Origin of the sequence: Streptomyces sp. NRRL F-6492 (assembly GCF_001280125.1) — a bacterium.
In the GTDB taxonomy this organism is placed as follows: domain Bacteria; phylum Actinomycetota; class Actinomycetes; order Streptomycetales; family Streptomycetaceae; genus Streptomyces.
Genome location: NZ_LGEG01000253.1, coordinates 1 through 17,180, shown reverse-complemented (window position 1 = coordinate 17,180; position 17,180 = coordinate 1). Strand labels below are relative to the sequence as shown.

The 17,180-nt window shown below is 76.0% G+C and carries 15 protein-coding genes; 10 read left to right on the top strand and 5 right to left on the bottom strand.

Annotated elements, in window-relative coordinates:
* Window positions 1-66: 66 nt before the first annotated feature.
* From ADL08_RS28405 to ADL08_RS28385, 5 genes are all read left to right on the top strand, one after another.
* Window positions 67-1,533 carry an FGGY family carbohydrate kinase gene (locus ADL08_RS28405; RefSeq protein ID WP_053647974.1) on the top strand — a complete coding sequence of 489 codons (1,467 nt, stop codon included), beginning with the start codon at window positions 67-69 and terminating at the stop codon, window positions 1,531-1,533.
* A gap of 137 nt (window positions 1,534-1,670) precedes the next feature.
* The gene (locus ADL08_RS28400) at window positions 1,671-3,053 is read left to right on the top strand and encodes an FAD-dependent oxidoreductase (protein ID WP_053648010.1); all 1,383 of its coding nucleotides are present in this window, start codon (window positions 1,671-1,673) and stop codon (window positions 3,051-3,053) included.
* A 62-nt stretch (window positions 3,054-3,115) separates the two neighbouring features.
* On the top strand, window positions 3,116-4,354 hold the full coding sequence (locus ADL08_RS28395) for an FAD-dependent oxidoreductase (RefSeq protein WP_053647972.1): 1,239 nt from the start codon (window positions 3,116-3,118) through the stop codon (window positions 4,352-4,354).
* Window positions 4,355-4,439: 85 nt separating this feature from the next.
* Window positions 4,440-4,916, top strand: coding sequence for an NUDIX domain-containing protein (locus ADL08_RS28390; protein WP_053647970.1), 477 nt, complete (start codon window positions 4,440-4,442; stop codon window positions 4,914-4,916).
* A 62-nt stretch (window positions 4,917-4,978) separates the two neighbouring features.
* Window positions 4,979-5,224, top strand: coding sequence for a hypothetical protein (locus ADL08_RS28385; RefSeq protein ID WP_053647968.1), 246 nt, complete (start codon window positions 4,979-4,981; stop codon window positions 5,222-5,224).
* A gap of 54 nt (window positions 5,225-5,278) precedes the next feature.
* On the opposite strand, the gene ADL08_RS28380 is transcribed toward ADL08_RS28385, so the two are convergent.
* Complete coding sequence (locus ADL08_RS28380; protein ID WP_234352295.1) at window positions 5,279-6,442, bottom strand: cytochrome P450 family protein; 1,164 nt, start codon at window positions 6,440-6,442, stop codon at window positions 5,279-5,281.
* 520 nt (window positions 6,443-6,962) lie between these two features.
* Here ADL08_RS28380 and ADL08_RS28375 point away from each other — a divergent pair.
* Window positions 6,963-8,477 (top strand): D-alanyl-D-alanine carboxypeptidase family protein, encoded by a 1,515-nt coding sequence (locus ADL08_RS28375; protein WP_053647965.1) that lies wholly within the window; start codon window positions 6,963-6,965, stop codon window positions 8,475-8,477.
* Window positions 8,478-8,569: 92 nt separating this feature from the next.
* On the opposite strand, the gene ADL08_RS28370 is transcribed toward ADL08_RS28375, so the two are convergent.
* The 3 genes from ADL08_RS28370 to ADL08_RS28360 form a co-directional block, all read right to left on the bottom strand.
* Window positions 8,570-10,957: an ATP-binding cassette domain-containing protein gene (locus ADL08_RS28370; RefSeq protein WP_053647963.1), complete on the bottom strand. Its 2,388-nt coding sequence runs from the start codon at window positions 10,955-10,957 to the stop codon at window positions 8,570-8,572.
* Window positions 10,958-11,122: 165 nt separating this feature from the next.
* On the bottom strand, window positions 11,123-11,365 hold the full coding sequence (locus tag ADL08_RS28365) for a DUF5133 domain-containing protein (RefSeq protein ID WP_053647961.1): 243 nt from the start codon (window positions 11,363-11,365) through the stop codon (window positions 11,123-11,125).
* Window positions 11,366-11,510: 145 nt separating this feature from the next.
* Window positions 11,511-12,371 carry a glutathione S-transferase C-terminal domain-containing protein gene (locus ADL08_RS28360; protein WP_053647959.1) on the bottom strand — a complete coding sequence of 287 codons (861 nt, stop codon included), beginning with the start codon at window positions 12,369-12,371 and terminating at the stop codon, window positions 11,511-11,513.
* A gap of 475 nt (window positions 12,372-12,846) precedes the next feature.
* Between ADL08_RS28360 and ADL08_RS28355 the strand changes: the two genes are divergently transcribed.
* The 4 genes from ADL08_RS28355 (at window position 12,847) to ADL08_RS36010 (ending at window position 16,780) form a co-directional block, all read left to right on the top strand.
* A complete protein-coding gene (locus ADL08_RS28355; protein ID WP_053647957.1) occupies window positions 12,847-13,302 on the top strand; it encodes an RrF2 family transcriptional regulator in 456 nt (151 codons plus the stop codon).
* A 194-nt stretch (window positions 13,303-13,496) separates the two neighbouring features.
* Window positions 13,497-14,933: an acyl-CoA dehydrogenase gene (locus tag ADL08_RS28350; protein WP_234352294.1), complete on the top strand. Its 1,437-nt coding sequence runs from the start codon at window positions 13,497-13,499 to the stop codon at window positions 14,931-14,933.
* A 146-nt stretch (window positions 14,934-15,079) separates the two neighbouring features.
* A complete protein-coding gene (locus tag ADL08_RS28345; RefSeq protein ID WP_053647953.1) occupies window positions 15,080-15,952 on the top strand; it encodes a universal stress protein in 873 nt (290 codons plus the stop codon).
* Window positions 15,953-16,222: 270 nt separating this feature from the next.
* Window positions 16,223-16,780: a CAP domain-containing protein gene (locus ADL08_RS36010; RefSeq protein ID WP_234352293.1), complete on the top strand. Its 558-nt coding sequence runs from the start codon at window positions 16,223-16,225 to the stop codon at window positions 16,778-16,780.
* Window positions 16,781-16,788: 8 nt separating this feature from the next.
* Here the strand turns inward: ADL08_RS36010 and ADL08_RS28335 are convergent.
* Window positions 16,789-17,180: CAP domain-containing protein (locus tag ADL08_RS28335; RefSeq protein WP_199837106.1), on the bottom strand; the 392-nt coding region annotated here is incomplete at its 5' end.

Below are 17,180 nucleotides of genomic sequence, written 5' to 3'. Positions count from 1 at the left end.
CGGCACCCTGACCCTTTTCGGTGACCGGACGGTCACCGAACGGGACCATCGGACGGGAGCGACAGGATGACGGGCGGCCCGGTACTCGCCGTCGACCAGGGCACGTCGGGCACGAAGGCCCTCGTCCTGTGTCCGGAACGCGGCGTCCTCGGCAGCGGTACGGCGCCGGTGCGGCCCCGTTACCTGCCGGGCGGCCTGGTCGAGGTCGACCCGCGCGAGCTGTACGACTCCGTGGTCGCCGCGGGGCGGGCGGCGCTGGCCGACGCGGGCGTCCCGGTCGTGGCCGCGGGCCTCGCCAACCAGGGCGAGACCGTGCTCGCCTGGGACCCCGCCACCGGCGAACCGCTCACCGACGCGCTCGTATGGCAGGACCGCAGGGCCGCTGGCGTCTGCGCGGAACTCGATCCGCACGCCGAGGAGTTGCGCCGTCTGACCGGCCTCCCGGTGGACCCCTACTTCGCCGCGCCGAAGATGGCCTGGATCCGCCGCCACGCCACCGGCGCGGGCGCCGTCACCACCAGTGACGCCTGGCTCGTCCACCGGCTCACCGGCGCCTTCGTCACCGACGCGGCGACCGCCGGGCGCACCGGGCTCCTCGACCTCGACACGGTCTCCTGGTCGCGGACCGCCCTCGACCTGTACGGACTCGGCGGCGAGCCGCTGCCCCGGGTGGTGGACTGCGACGCGCCCGTGGGCACCACGACCGCCTTCGGCCCTCCGCTCCCCCTGACCGGCCTGCTGGTGGACCAGCAGGCGGCGCTGCTCGCGCAGAGCGCCGACGACCCGGCCGCCGCCAAGTGCACGTACGGCACGGGGGCCTTCCTGCTCGCGCGGACCGGCCCCGAGCCGCTGCGGGCCGCCTCGGGCCTGGTGAGCTGTGTCGCCTGGCGGCTCGGCGGGCGCGTCACCCACTGCCTGGACGGCCAGGTGTACACGGTGGCCTCGGCCGTGCGCTGGCTCACCGACCTCGGGGTGGTCTCCGGGGCCGGGGAGCTCGACGCGGTCGGCGGCGCCGTCCCGGACAGCGGGGGCGTCACGTTCGTCCCCGCGTTCGCGGGGCTCGCCGCGCCCTGGTGGCGGGGGGACGTGCGCGGCTCGCTCACCGGCCTCGGCCTGGACACCGGCCCGGGGCAGCTGGTGCGGGCCCTGTGCGAGGGCATCGCCGCCCAGGTCGTGGAGCTCGCCGCGGCCGCGGCTGCGGACCGGGGCACGGCGCTGACCTCGCTGCGCGCCGACGGCGGCCTGACCCGGAGCGCGCTGCTCATGCAGACCCAGGCCGACCTGCTGCAACGGCCGGTCGAGGTCTCCGCCCTGCCCGACGCCACGGCCCTCGGGGTCGGCGCGGTCGCCCGCCTGGGCCGCTTCCCGGGGCTCACGCTCCGGGAGGCCGTACCGGAATGGAAGCCGGCGGCGGTGTACGAGCCCCGGATCTCCGCCGACGAGGCGGCGGCGCGCCTCGCCCGGTTCCGCGCGGAGGTCGCGGCGCTGCTGGAACGGCCGGGGGCGCAGGCGGCCGACGGCGGGGCGGCGTGAGGAGTACGGGAGCGGCGACGGGCACGGGGGCGGCGAGGAGCACGCGGGCGGAGTTCCGCGTCGGCGGGCCGGGGCTTCCCGGAGAGGTCACCCGGGCCGGGCCCCTCCCCGCCGACGGGGACGCCGCGTACGACGTCGTGGTCGTCGGGGCCGGGGTCGTCGGGACCGCCATCGCCCGCGCGCTCGCCCGCCACCCGCTGCGGATCGCCCTCGTGGAGGCCGCGAACGACGTGGGCGACGGCACCTCGAAGGCCAACACCGCCATCCTGCACACCGGTTTCGACGCCGCGCCCGGCACCCTGGAGGCGCGGCTCGTCCGCGAGGGGCACCGGCTGCTCACCGCGTACGCGCGCGAGACCGGCATCCCCGTGGAGCCGCTCGGCGCCCTGCTCGTCGCCCGGGACGAGCGGGAGCGCGCCGCGCTCCCCCGCCTCGCGGAGAAGGCCGGGCGCAACGGCCACCGCACCACCCGGATCATCGACGCCGCCGAACTGGCTTCGCGAGAACCCCACTTGGCGCCCGGCGCGCTCGCGGCGCTCGACGTGCCGGGCGAGTCGATCGTCTGCCCGTGGACGACCGTCCTCGCGTACGCCACGCAGGCCGTCCGCTCCGGGGTGGACCTGCACCTGAACTGCCGGGTGGAGGAGGTGCGTCCGGGCGGTGCGCACCACCGGCTCGTCACCCGGCGCGGGACGCTCCGGACCCGGCACCTCGTCAACGCCTGCGGGCTGTACGCCGACGCCTTCGACGCCCTGGTCGGACGCGAGGACTTCACCGTCACCCCGCGCCGGGGCCAGCTGCTCGTCTTCGACAAGTTCGCCCGCGACCTGGTCCGGCACATCCTGCTCCCCGTGCCCGGACCGCTCGGCAAGGGCGTGCTCGTCTCCCCCACCGTGTACGGGAACGTCATGCTCGGGCCCACCGCCGAGGACCTCGACGACAAGACCGCGACCGGCACGACGGCCGGGGGGATCGCCGGCCTCCTCGAACAGGGCGGCCGCGTCCTGCCCGCGCTGCTCGACGAGGAGGTCACGGCCGTCTACGCGGGACTGCGGGCCGCCACCGGCCGGGAGGACTACCGGATCGCCGCGCACCCCGCCCTGCGGTACGTGACGGTGGGCGGGATCCGCTCGACCGGGCTCAGCGCCTCCGCGGCCATCGCGGAGCACGTGCTCGGCCTCCTGGCCGACTGCGGGCTCGAACCGGGGCCGGAGCGGCCGCTCGCCCCGGTCCGCGTGCCGAACCTCGGCGAGGCCTTCCCCCGGCCCTACCGGGACGCCGGACTCATCGCCCGTGAGCCCGATTTCGGGGCGATCGTCTGTCACTGCGAGCGGGTCACCCGGGGCGAGGTCCGGGCCGCGCTCGCCTCGACGATCCCCCCGGGCGGCCTCGACGGGCTGCGGCGCAGGACCCGCGCGCGGGGCGGCCGCTGCCAGGGGAACTTCTGCGGCGCGGAGGTGCGGGCGCTGTTCGAGGAGTCGCGGAACCTCCCGGGAGCTCACGAGGGGGACGGCCGGTGAACCGTACGGAGGACGAGGGGACGGCCGGTGGACCGCACGGAGGACCGGGAGCGGGGCGGTCGGTGAACCGTGCGGTCGACGTGCTCGTCGTGGGCGCGGGGCCCGCCGGGCTCGCCGCGGCCGCCCGGCTCGCGGCTGCGGGCGCCGGCCGCGTCGAGGTCCTGGAGCGGGAGCCGGACGCGGGCGGGGTCCCGCGCCACTGCGCGCGCCCGGGGTTCGGCGCGGACGCGCGGGGGCGGCCCCTGGACGGGCCGGGCTACGCGCGGCGCGCGGTGCGGGAGGCGCTGCGGGCCGGGGCCGTCGTCCGCACCGGCGTCTCGGCCACGGGCTGGGCCGGGCCGCTCGCCCTGGACGTCACCTCGCCGGCCGGGCTCGAACGGATCGCGGCCCGCGCGGTGGTCCTCGCCACCGGGGCGCGCGAACGGCCCCGCAGCGCCCGGCTCGTCCCGGGGACACGGCCCGCCGGAGTGCTGACCACGGGCGAACTCCAGCGGACGGTCGCGCTGTTCGGCTCCCGAAGGGAGCACCTTGGCCGGCGGGCTGTGGTCGTCGGCGGCGAACCGGTGGCCCGGAGCGCGGTGCGGACGCTGCGCTCGGCCGGGGTGGAGGTGGCGGCGGTCGTCACCGAACTCCCCTCCGCGCCGACCGGGTTCGGGGCCGTGCCGGTGCTCACCGGCACGGTCGTGACGGAGCTGCTCGGGCGCGGCCGGGCGACCGGGGTCGCGGTCCGGGGACGGGACGGCCGCGCGTCCGTGCTGCGGTGCGACACCGTGGTCCTCACCGGCGACTGGATCCCGGACCACGAACTCGCCCGCGCCCGCGGGCTGCCGCTCGCGCCGGGCACGCGGGGCCCGGTGACGGACGGCGCCTTCCGCACCGCCGTTCCCGGGGTCTTCGCGGCCGGCGGCCTCCTGCACGGCGGGGAACCGGCCCCGGTGGCCGCCGCCGAGGGACGGGCGGCGGCCGACGCGGTGCTCGGTCACCTCCGCCGTCCCGGCGATCCGTCCCGGCCCGCCGGAACGGTGCCGGTCACGGCCGCGGGGCCGCTGCGGTGGGTGACGCCCGGCCTCCTCGGCCCGGAGGCCGCGCCCCTGCTCGTACGGCCGGAGCGCCGTCTCGTACGCCCGGTCCTGACCGTCGCCCAGGACGGCGTGCGACTGCGGCGGGAGCGGCTGCGCGGGACGCTGGTGCCGTGGCGTTCCGTACGGCTCGGGCCCGACTGGACGCGCGGAGCCGACCCGGCGGGCGGGCCCGTGACGGTCGGGGCGGAGGAGTGGAGCAGCGGGGGGCCGGGGGCGTGAGGCGCCGGCGGACGCGCGCCGGGGCACATCGTCGCGGGCGTCCCGACGGGCTGCGCCGGCGGGGGCCTTCGGACACACTGGGCCCATGCCGGTCAAACGCAGCGCGGGTCTCCTGGTCTTCCGCCGGACGGCGGACGGTGGCGTCGAGGTCCTCATCGGTCACATGGGCGGCCCCTTCTGGGAGTCCCGCGAGGAGGGCGCCTGGTCGATCCCCAAGGGGGAGTACGAGCCCGACGAGGCGCCCGGCGCGGCGGCCCGCCGGGAGTTCCGGGAGGAGCTGGGCCTCGCCGCTCCCGAGGGCGACTGGATCGACCTCGGGGAGAGCCGGCAGCGCAACGGGAAGCTCGTCACCGCCTGGGCCGTCGAGGGCGACCTGGACCCGGACCTGATCGTGCCGGGCACCTTCACCCTGGAGTGGCCGCCCCGCTCCGGCCGCACGGAGGAGTTCCCGGAGATCGACCGGGTCGGCTGGTTCGCCCCGGAGGCGGCGGCTCCGCTGCTCGTCGTGGGGCAACAGGCCTTCCTGGAGCGGCTGGCGGCGCACCTCGGCGGGCGGGGCTGACCCGGATTGTCAGAGGCGTAGGAGAAGGTGGTGGGAGCCGAACTGTCGAGAGGGAGCCCGACATGACCACGATCACCACCGACGAGCGCGCGGCGGCCCAGGCGTATCTGCGGCTGCTCGAATCCACCCGGGCCGTGCTGGAGGATCCACGGCTCGCCCCGTACGCGGGGGCCGTGCTCGTCCGTCCGATGGCGGAGGCCGACGAGGCGCTCCGCGCGGCCGGCCTCGCCGGGAACGAGGACCGGCTGCTGCGCGTCGTCTCCTCCCTGCGGACCTTCTCCACGACGACGTGGGGCCGGGCGGGCTGAGGGCCGCCCGGCGGACGGCCCTCCGCGTGCCCGTGCCCGGGTCGTGGTGCCGCGTCAGGCGGACAGTCTGACCGGAAGGGTGCGGACGCTGTTGCCGACGAACCCGGCGTGGCGGTTCAGGCCGTCCTCCGGGACGGCCAGGTCCAGCTCGGGGAAGCGGGTGAAGAGGGCCTCCAGGGCGGTCGTGGCCTCCAGGCGCGCGAGCGGGGCGCCCAGGCAGTAGTGGGGGCCGTGCCCGAGGGAGAGGTGCTTCGCCGTGGTGGCCCGGGTGACGTCGAAGCGGTCGGCGTCCGGGCCGTGGGCCCTGGTGTCGCGGCCCGCCGCCGAGTACCCGGCCAGGACGGGGGTGCCCCGGGGGATGAGGGTGCCGTCGAGGGTGAGGTCGCGGGTCGGGTAGCGGAACGGGAAGTAGCTGACCGGGCTGTCCCAGCGGAGGGTCTCCTCCACCACGTCCGCCCAGGTCGCGCGGCCCTCGACGACCAGGGCGAGCTGGTCGCGGTGGGCGCAGAGCGCCCGGACCGCGTTGGTGATCAGGTTCAGGGTGGTCTCGTGGCCCGCGATGATCATCAGGAGCAGGGTGCCGATGAGCTCGGGTCCGCTGAGCCGGTCGCCGTCCTCGTCGTGGGCGGCGATGAGGGCGCTGGTGAGGTCGTCGCCGGGGGCGGCGGCCTTGGCGGTGACGACGGAGGCCAGGAGCTCGACGAGCTCCCGGTTGGCGGCGACGGCCCGCGCGGGCTCGGTGTCGGTGGCGACGACCAGGCTGGAGAGGCGGTGCAGCCGGTCCTGGTGGGCCGGGTCGACGCCGAAGAGTTCGCAGATGACGCCGAGCGGCAGCGGCAGCGCGTAGTGCCGGCGCAGGTCGGCGACGCCGTCGCCGGCCGCGGCGGCCCCGGCGAGTCCGTCGAGGAGTCCGGCGGTGACCGCTTCGACGCGCGGGCGGAGCTCCTCGACCCGGCGGGCGGTGAAGGCGCTGCTGACCAGCGTGCGCAGCCGGCGGTGGTCGGCGCCGTCCGCGGTGGTCATGCCGGGCACGGTGGCGAAGGTGCGCAGCGGCCAGCCGTCGGGTATGCGGCCCTCGGCGAGGGCGGTGAAGTGCCGGGCGCCCTTGGCGACGTCCGGATGGGAGAGGAACTCGCGCAGCGCGTCGTGGCCCAGGACCGCCATGCCCTCGACCTCGCCGGGCAGGACCACCGGGGTCACGGCGCCCCCGGCGAGCAGCCGCGCGTTCTCCGCGTGCGGGCAGCCGCCCGCCGGGTCCGGACGGTACGGCGGCCGGCCGGAGGCCGCGGTCGCGGTGTCGGTTGCGGTCTCGGTGGCGGTCTCGGTGGCGGTCTCGGAGTGCGGTGTGTTCACGGTGTTCACGGGAGGGGCTCCTGACTGCGGAGACGGGCCGGTGCGGTGCGCGGGCCGTCCGATCCTACGGTCAACCACGGCGCTTCCGTAGGGAGTTGCCGGGCGCGGCGGAATGCCCGGCAGAGCATTCGGTAGAGCATCCGGGCGGGGTGTCCGGGAGAGCGGCCCGGCGGGAGGCGGCGGCGGGCCGGGGCGCCGGGGTCTCCCGTACGGAACGGTGGTGCTCCGGTGCGGGTGTGAGGGGGCGTCACCCGCGCTCTCCGCGCGCCCGGTGCGGGCCCGGACCACCCGGTCGGCTCACGACGCGCCGCCGTACGCCACACCCGCTCCCCCGGTCGGCCCACTTCGATCTGCGGGTTCGCCTCCTCCTCCCTACGGTGGCCGAATGATCGTCACGTCAGCTGTCCGTCACGCTGCCGCCGGTTCCGCGGCCCTGCTGTTCGTGCTGCCCGTTCCGGCGGCCGTCGCCTCCCCCGCCCCCACGGTCTCGTCCGTCACTCCCGTCTCCTCCGCCTCCTCCTTCTCCTCCTTCTCAGCGGGATCCCCGGCCTCCGCCGTCGGGGAACCCACCCCGCCCGTACGCCGGTCCGTCGACCCGGCCCGGCTCGACCGGCGGGGCGTGCAGGTGCAGCCGCTGTCGGGCGCGCCCCGGCTGCCCTCGGCCTCCGCGCTGTCGTGGGTGGTCGCGGACGCGTCCACGGGCGAGGTGCTCGCCGCGCGCGACGCGCACCGGAAGCTGCCGCCCGCCAGCACCCTCAAGGCGCTGTTCGCCCTCACCGCTCTCCCCCACCACGACTCCTCCGCGCAGCACACCGTGGCCGATTCCGAGCTGACCGGCATCGGGGCGGGCAGCAGCCTGGTCGGGATCAAGGAGGGGTACACGTACAAGGTCTCGGACCTGTGGAACGGCGTCTTCCTCAGCTCCGGGAACGACGCGGTGCACGTGCTCGCCGCGATGAACGGCGGCTGGGACTCGATGGCCCGGAAGATGCAGGAGAAGGCCCGCTCCCTGGGGGCGAACGACACCCACGTGGTCTCCCCGGACGGCTACGACGCCCCGGGGCAGGTGTCCTCCGCGTACGACCTGGCGGTCTTCGGGCGGGCCGGTCTCCAGGATCCCGCGTTCGTCCGCTACTGCTCGACGCGGTACGCGGACTTCCCCGCGGGTTCGTGGTCGTACGGCATCGCCAACACCAACCGGCTCCTGACCGGTGAGAACGGGGTGGACCGCTACCCCGGGCTCATCGGCATCAAGAACGGCTACACGAGCAACGCGGGCAACACGCTGGTCTCCGCGGCCAAGCGGGGCGACCGGACGCTCGTCGTCTCGGTGATGAACCCGCAGGAGGGCGGCGGGTACGCCGTGTACGAGGAGGCGCGGTCCCTGCTCGACTGGGGCTTCGAGGCGGCCGGGCACGTCCGGCCGGTGGGCTCGCTGCTGCCGGAGCACACGAAGGCCGAGGTCGACGCCCGTGCCGTGGCGGCGGCCCGTGACGGACAGGACGACGGGACCGCACCGGAGAAGGCGGCCCGCGCGGGGGCGGAGGCGGGAACCGCGCCCGCCGGGGACACCGGGACGAAGGAGGCTCCCGCGAAGGACGCCCCCGCCGAGAACGGCCCGACGCGGGAGGCTCCGGTGCGGGAGGCTCCCGCCGAGGACGCTCCGGCGCGGGAGGCTCCCGCGAAGGGCTCGCCGGCCCGGGACGGCTCGACCGGGGACACCCCAGGTGGGAACGCCCCCGCCCAGGCGGCCCTCGGGAAGGACGCGTCTCCCGCGGCGGCGCCCTCGGGCGCGTCGGCCGGCCTCCCGCTGGGGCTGATCGGCGCGGCCTGCGCGGCGGCGTTCGCGCTGTGGGGATGGCGGCGCCGGGCGGGCGCCGCCGGCTCCTCGCAGGAGTGAGGGCGGGCGGCTCTCTCGGAGTGAGGACAGCCGGGGCGGGCGCCGCTCGCCCCGGCCTCTCCGGCCAGGACCCCTCGGTCGGTACCTCTCCGTCAGGCCCCCACGTACTCCGCGAGGTGCTCCCCGGTGAGGGTGGAGCGGGCGGCGACCAGGTCGGCGGGCGTGCCCTCGAAGACGATCAGGCCGCCGTCGTGACCGGCGCCGGGGCCGAGGTCGATGATCCAGTCGGCGTGCGCCATGACCGCCTGGTGGTGCTCCACGACGATGACGGACTTGCCGGAGTCCACGAGCCGGTCGAGCAGGCCGAGGAGCTGCTCGACGTCGGCGAGGTGGAGACCGGTGGTCGGCTCGTCGAGGACGTAGATCCCGCCCTTCTCGCCCATGTGGGTGGCCAGCTTGAGCCGCTGCCGCTCGCCGCCGGAGAGCGTGGTGAGCGGCTGGCCGAGGGTCAGGTAGCCGAGGCCGACGTCGGCGAGCCGGGCCAGGATCCGCTGCGCGGCCGGGGTGGCGGCCTCACCGGAGCCGAAGAACTCCCCGGCCTCGGTCACGGACATGGCGAGGACCTCGCTGATGTCCCGGCCGCCGAGGAGGTATTCGAGCACCGAGGCCTGGAACCGCTTGCCCTCGCAGTCCTCGCAGGTGGAGGAGGTGCCGGCCATCATGCCGAGGTCGGTGTAGATGACGCCGGCGCCGTTGCAGGTGGGGCAGGCGCCCTCGGAGTTGGCGCTGAAGAGGGCCGGCTTGACGCCGTTGGCCTTGGCGAAGGCCTTGCGGATCGGGTCGAGCAGTCCGGTGTACGTGGCGGGGTTGCTGCGCCGGGAGCCTCGGATCGGGCTCTGGTCGACGGAGATCACCTCTTCCCCGGCGGGGAGCGAGCCGTGCACGAGGGAGCTCTTGCCGGAGCCCGCGACGCCGGTGACGACGGTGAGGACGCCGAGGGGGACGTCGACGTCGACGTTCCGCAGGTTGTGCGCGGACGCGCCCCGGATCTCCAGGGCGCCGGTGGGCTCGCGCACCGCGTCCTTGAGGGAGGCGCGGTCGTCGAGGTGGCGGCCGGTGACGGTGCCGGAGGCCCGCAGGCCTTCGACGGTGCCCTCGAAGCAGACGGTGCCGCCGGCGGTGCCGGCGCCGGGGCCGAGGTCCACGACGTGGTCGGCGATCGCGATCGCCTCCGGCTTGTGCTCGACGACGAGGACCGTGTTGCCCTTGTCGCGCAGTTGGAGCAGGAGGTCGTTCATGCGCTGGATGTCGTGGGGGTGCAGCCCGACGGTGGGCTCGTCGAAGACGTAGGTGACGTCGGTGAGCGAGGAGCCGAGGTGGCGGATCATCTTGACGCGCTGCGCCTCGCCGCCCGAGAGGGTGCCCGCCGGGCGGTCGAGGGAGAGGTAGCCGAGGCCGATCTCCACGAACGAGTCGAGGGTCAGCTGGAGGGCGGTGAGCAGCGGCGCCACCGAGGGCTCGTCGAGACCACGGACCCAGGCGGCCAGGTCGCTGATCTGCATCGCGCAGGCGTCGGCGATGCTGATCTTCCCGATCTTCGAGGCGCGGGCGCCCTCGGCGAGCCGGGTGCCGTCGCACTCGGGACAGGTGGTGAAGGTGACCGCGCGCTCCACGAACGCCCGGATGTGGGGCTGCATGCCCTCCTTGTCCTTGGCCAGGAACGACTTCTGGATGCGGGGGACCAGACCTTCGTAGGTCATGTTGATGCCCGCGATCTTCATCCGGGTCGGCTCCTGGTGGAGGAAGGCCGCCAGCTCCCTCTTCGTGTACGAGCGGATCGGCTTGGCCGGGTCGACGAGGCCGGACTCGGTGTAGAGGCGGTAGTTCCAGCCGCCGACGGTGTAGCCGGGGATGGTGAGCGCGCCCTCGTCGAGGGACTTGGAGTCGTCGTAGAGCTGGGTGAGGTCGATGTCGGAGACCGTGCCCCGGCCCTCGCAGCGGACGCACATGCCGCCGGTGCGCTCGAAGGTGGCCTTCACGGCCTTCTTGGCGCCCTTCTCGACGGTGATCGCGCCGCTCGCCCGCACGGAGGGGACGTTGAAGGAGTACGCGCTCGGCGGGCCGATGTGGGGCTTGCCGAGGCGGCTGAAGAGGATGCGGAGCATCGCGTTGGCGTCGGTGGCGGTGCCGACCGTGGAGCGGGGGTCGGCGCCGAGGCGCTGCTGGTCGACGATGATCGCGGTGGTGAGGCCTTCGAGGACGTCGACCTCGGGCCGGGCGAGGGTCGGCATGAAGCCCTGGACGAAGGAGCTGTAGGTCTCGTTGATCAGCCGCTGCGACTCGGCGGCGACCGTGTCGAAGACGAGGGAGCTCTTGCCCGAGCCCGAGACGCCGGTGAACACCGTGAGGCGGCGCTTGGGGATCTCGATGCTGACGTCCTTGAGGTTGTTCTCGCGCGCGCCGTGCACCCGGATCAGGTCGTGCCGGTCGGCGGCGTGCGGCACGGACGTCTGCTCGTCCGACCGGGGGGCCTTGCTCATCGTGTCTCCAGCTGTCGCGCGGGGCCGAAAGGGTGGTCCATCGCGTCCGGTCCGCCCTCGGCGGGGGTCGCGATGCCCATGGCTGTCACGCTAACGGCGGCACGGTGGTGACGCTTCTCGATTCCTGATCTCTTCCCGGCGGTACGGGAGGGACCGGGCCCGGGGTCAGGCTCCGGGCAGGCCTTCCAGGGCCGGCCGGGCCGGGGCGCGGTTCCCGGTCACGTACCGTTCGGCGGCGCGGACCGCCGCGCGGGCGCTGCGCTCCCCCATCAGGACGCAGAGGGTGTACGCCGTGTCCTCGAAGCGCCGGAGTGCCGACAGGTCGCACGGCCGGGCGAGCACGGTCCGCTCCTGGGCGCGGTAGTGCCGGAGCAACCGGTCGACCGTGTTCCTGTCGGGCAGCAGCATGGCGTCCTCCTGTTCCTGCGTCGCTCCATACTGGCGGCCGTCGGCCACGCCCGCGACCCGCGCGGACACGGTGGGTGACGCGGGGGGAGGGCGCGGGGGCGCCGGGGTCCGGGGCGTGTGCTCCCCGGGCCCCGTTCCCGGGTGGTCAGCGCGGGGCGGCCGACCAGTCGACGATGCGGATCCCGGCGCCCGCCGCCTCGCGGCCCCGGCAGTGGGAGCGGTGGCGGCGCAGGACGGCGTCGATGTCGAGGTGGCGGGCGAACTCGGGGCGCGCGGCGAGGCGTTGGGCGTACGCCCAGAGGGCGGGGTGGCCGGCGACCCGGTCCATGGCGGCGGCGTCCAGGTGCCAGCGGTGGACGGTGTCGAGCTGGACGAGGGTGACCCAGACGTGGACGTCGGCGAGGGTCGGCCCGTCGCCGAGGACGTACGGCAGGCGGGCGAGGCGGCGCTCCAGGGAGTCGAGCGCGGCGAAGAGGACGCCGAGGGGTTCGTGGTGGGCGGCCTCGTCGTCGAGTCCGAGTTCGCCGGCCCGCTGGGCGGCCCGGTTGACGCTCCGCCCGCACAGGTCGGCCACGGCGTCGATCTCGGCGCGGTGCTCCTCCGGCAGCAGGTCGGGGCCGTCGCCGCGGAAGCGCAGGGCGAGGTCGCGGAGGATGTCGGGGACGTGGGTGGTGACGATCCGGCCGGTCCAGCCGTCGCTGAGGACGGGCGCGGAGGCGGGGCCGTCGTAGAGGTGGGCGCTGGCCTCGTACAGCGGGCGGAGTGCCGCGTATCCGCCGTCGGGCGCGTCGGGGGTGTCGGGCAGGACCGTGAGCGGGAGGGTGTCGTCGAGTCCGAGGAGGCCGTGGGTGAGGGCGATGCTCAGACAGCCGGGGTTGGACGGCGCGACGTGGAGGCGGTAGCGGTGCGGTACGGCGTAGTGGCCGCTGCGCACGTCGCGGCCGATGCGGCCGCGGAAGGCCGGCGCGGCGGAGGCGGGCAGCAGCGAGGACGGGACGACGGACATGCTTCTCCCTTGAGGGTGCTCGGTGCCGGCCCGGGGCGGCGCGCGGCGGCGTCGGTCGCGGCGGGGGCGACGACGGTGCCGGGCCGGGGCCCGGGTCGGCGGAGATGCGTGCAGGAGGAGGCAGACGGACCGCGGCGAAGGGGGCCCGGCGGGCGGAGGCGGATGCGTGCCGCCCGGGAGGCGACGGCGACTACGCGGCGCTGCAGACCCGCAGCAGATCGATGTGGCGGCGGGACGTCAGGGGCAGGGAGCGCGGGAGGGGCGCGGCGGATGCGGTGTCCCTCCGGCCGGTGCGTCCCATGTTTTCCTACCCGTTCGCTCGGTTTTCCCGTCCATGAGTGTCCGGCCGGTCACGGACGGCGTCAAGGGTGCGGTACGGCTCGTCTCACCGCGTGGTACGAGACGTCCCACGGCGAGCGGTACGGCACGCCCCGCGGGCGCGTGATCCGTCCCGACCGTACGGAATAATGCGCGCATGCGCATTTCAGCCAGGGCCGACTACGCGGTGCGTGCCGCCCTCCAGCTCGCCGCCGCCCGGGACGCGGGTCCGCTGAAGGCCGAGGCCATCGCGGAGGACCAGGGAATCTCGCACAAGTTCCTGGAGGGCATCCTCGGGGACATGCGCAAGGGCGGCCTGGTGCAGAGCCAGCGCGGCGGCAACGGCGGGTACTGGCTGGCCAGGCCCGCCGAGACCATCTCGGTCGCGGAGGTCATCCGCTGCGTGGACGGCCCGCTGGTCTCCGTGCGCGGGGAGCGGCCGCCGGAGCTGTCGTACACGGGTCCCGCCGAGTCGCTCCTGACGCTGTGGATCGCGCTCCGGGCGGGGGTCCGCGAGGTGCTCGGGGTGTCGCTCGCGGAGGTGGCGGCGGCGAGGCTGCCGGCCGGAATCGTCGCGCTCGCCGACGATCCCGAGGCCTGGACCAACCCCTGACTGGCCGGGTCAACCCCTCGCGACCTGCGTGGACTTGACCCCGTCTCATCGATCAAGACGACCTTGTCCAGCCTGCGGACGCCCCTTGGGAAGGGGCGGTCACCTCTGCCACTATCCCTAGTATTCCAGTGGGAATACTAGGGATCATGTGAGGTGACGTGAGTACGCCGAGGAAATCGCCGAAGAGACCAGCTGTGCGCACCGCCTCCGCACCGGCGGGCCGGACCGTCGACCGGCCCGCCGACGACGAGATCTGGCCCCGCGTCACCCGGGAGCTCGCCGACGACCTCGCCGTGGACGCCCTGGCGAGGGACCGGGCCGGGAAGGCGCCCTTCGACGAGGTCGCCCGGCTCCAGGAGGCGGGGCTGCCCGCCCTCCTCACCGCACCGGGTCCCTCCCGGCGGGGCGCCGACTGGCGGGCCGCGTCCGCGGTCGTACGGGAGATCTCCGCCGCCGACAGCTCCGTGGGCGAACTCCTCGCGCACCACTACGCGCTGTCCTGGAGCAGCCGCTTCTTCGGTCCCGCGCACGAGGCGCACACCCCCTACCGGGCGGACGCCCCGCCCGGGACGGCCACCGAGACCGGGACGGCCACCGCGTCCGGGCCCGAGGACGCGTCCGGGACGGAGACCGCGTCCGGGACGGACGCGACACGACGGCCGGGCGCCGCCCACCGCCACCCGCTCGCCCTCGACGTGTGTACGGCCGAGGAGCGCTGGCTGCTCGCGGGGAGCGTCGAACCGCCGCGCGCCACCGCCGAACCCGGTCTCGCGCTCACCCCCGCCGAGGGCAGCGGCGGCGGCTGGATCCTCGACGGGCGCCGCGCCTTCGCGTCCGGCGTCACGGTGGCGGACCGGCTCGTCGTCGGCGCCCGCCCCGGCGGCACCGGCGACCTCCTGATCGTCCTGGTGGACCCGGCCCATCCGGGGGTGTTCACCGACGCGGGCACGGACCGGGTCGGACAGCGCCTCGCCGGCGCGGGCACCGTCACCTTCGACCACGTCCCCGTGCCGCCCGAGCACGTCCTCGGCGTCCTGCCGCACGACGAGCACGCCGTCGCCCCGTTCACCACCCTCGCCCCGCTCGCCCTGCGCCTGCTCCTCACCCAGGTCGGCCTCGGCGTCGCCGAGGGGGCGCTGGCCGAGGCCCGGGACATCAGCCGCGCCGACCAGGCGGGACCGGTCCCGGCCGGCGGCGCGGGCGGCCCGGCGGCCGGGGACGGCGCGGCCCCGGCCGGGTCCGGGGACGACCCGTACCTCCTCCTCGCCTACGGGGAGCTGGCGACCGCCGCGCACGCCGCCGCCGCGGTGGCGGAGCGGGCGACGGACGCCCTCGCCCGCGGCCTGCACGCCGAGTGGTCGCTGACCCTGGAGGAGCGCGCCGACATCTCCGTCCTCGTCGCGGCGGCCGAGACCGTCACCGGCCGGGCGGCCGTCCACATCACCAGCCGCATCCTCGAACTCGTCGACGGCACGGCGGGCGCCGACTCCCGGGGCGGCGGACCGGGATTCGACCGCTTCTGGCGCAACGCCCGCGCGCTCACCGCCCCGACGCGGGCGGACCACCGGCTCCGGGACATCGGGGACCACTACCTCAACGGCACCCACGCCCGGCTCACCCTGCTGGCCTGACCCGGAGCGGTCCTGAGCCCCCGTCACGGCGGAAGACGGCATGTCGGGACGTACGGCCCTGCCGTCGGGCGGTCGTCGGGCCCAAGCTGGCGGGGAGGGGGTCCGCCGGCCGGCGGACCCGACACCGCACCGACGGAGGCAGCCCGATGAGTCGTGAGATCGTCGCAGGAGTGGACGGTTCCCCGGAGAGTCTCGCCGCGGCGGACTGGGCCGCCCGCGAGGCCCTCCACCGGGGCCTCCCGCTACGGCTCGCGCACGCCTGGCGCTGGGAACCCCTCGACCTCCCCCTGGCCCAGGACCCCGAGGCCCAGGGGCGGGCCGCGCACGCGGTCCTGCGCGAGGCCGAGGAGGAGACCGCCCGCCGGCACCCGGGCCTGGAGCTCTCGTCCGAGGTGCTGCCCGACACCCCCGTCGCCGCGCTGCTCGGCGCCGAGGAGCGGGCCGAGATGCTCGTGATCGGCTCGCGCGGCCACGGCCCCGTGGCCGGGTTCCTGCTGGGCTCGTACGGACAGCAGATCATCGCCGCCGCCACCCGTCCCGTGGTCGCCGTCCGGTCCCGCGACGGCGAACGGGCCGAACCGCCCGCGGGACACGTGCTCGTCGGCCAGCTCGGCGGCCCGGAGGACAGCGCCGCCGCACTCGGCTTCGCCTTCGCGACCGCCGCCGCGCGCGGGGCGTCCGTGCGGGCCGTGCGGGCGTGGAGCCTGCCGGCCCTCTACGCGTACAGTCCGGCCTCGATGCGGCTCGCCGACGAGGCCGGCGGGCTCGTCCCGTACGAGGAGAAGGCGCTGCGCGAGGCGCTGGACCCCTGGCGGGAGAAGTACCCGGACGTCCGGGTCGAGGAGCACGTCGAACTGGGCAGCGCGGGCCAGGTGCTGCTCTCGCAGTCGGGGGCGGCGCAGCTCCTGGTGGTCGGGCGGCGGGCCAAGCGGGGGGCCGTCGGTCCGCGGATCGGCTCCGTGGCGCACGCGGCACTCCATCTGGCTCCCTGCCCGGTGGCGGTCGTCCCGCAGGGCTGAAAGGCTTCGACGTGAGCTGACGCGCCGGGTTGACGAGGAGTGTCGGGACGGCCGGGGCCGGAAAGAGGTGTCACCGTTGCCCCGGCGGCTCTCCCCCGTGCCGGCCGTCCGGCGACCCCGGCGAGAGAGCGGAGCCCCATGCGGTACCACGTCCGTCCCCGACACTCCGACCGGCCCGCGCGGGCGGGTGGCCGGCACCGCGGGAGGGGCGGGACGCGCCGCCGCCCGGGTTTCCGCGCGGCCGTCACCGTCGCGGGAGCGGCGGCCCTCGTGCTCACGGTCGCGACGGGGGCCCACCCGGCCTCGACGGCGGCCACCGCCTCCCCCGTGCCCGTACGGGCCGAGCCGGAACCGGAGTTCCGGCCGGGACAGCTGCGCACGCGGGCGCGGGAGCAGCGGCCCGTCCTGGTCGCCGGGAGCGGGACGGCGGCCGTCGGGAGGGCCGAGCGGTACGCCAGGGAGGTCGTCGCCCTCGTCAACGCCGAGCGCGCGGAGGCCGGTTGCGGGCGGCTCCGCTCCGAGAAGCGGCTGCGGGCGGCGGCCCGGGGACACGCCGACGACATGGCCGCCCGCGACTACTACGCGCACTCCGGCCCGGAGGGCCGGGACGGGGGCGACCGGATGACGAGCGCCGGCTACGCGTGGTCGACCTGGGGGGAGAACATCCACCGCGGGCCGAAGAGCCCGGCCCTGGCCGTGGCGGACTGGATGGAGAGCCCCGGCCACCGGGCGAACATCCTCAACTGCGCCTTCAAGGACATCGGCGTCGGCGTGAACCTGGGCTCCGGCGGCCCCTGGTGGGTGCAGAACTTCGGCGCCGGGCGCTGATCCGGCCGTCACTCCCGCCCGGGGGCGGGCGCGGCCAGCTTCTGCACCCAGACCGTGCCCCGGGGGCCGGGCACCGACGCCACGCCGGTGTCCCGGTAGCGGCAGTCGAGCATGTTCTCCTCGTGCGTCGAGCCGTCCCGCCAGTCCCCGACGACGGCCTCCGGGCCGGCCGCGCCCCTGGCCAGGTTCTCGGCCCAGGCGCTCCAGTCGTACCCCTCGGCGGTGATCCGCGCGTCCGCGAAGTCGCCCTCCGGGCTGCTGTGTCCGTAGTAGCCCTGCGCGACCATGTCGCGGGCGTAGGCGCGGGCCGCCGCGACGAGCCGGGGATCGGTGCGCAGCGGGGCGCAACCCGCCTCCGTCCGGAGCCGGTTGACGAGGCGGGTCACCCGCTCCCCGGGGG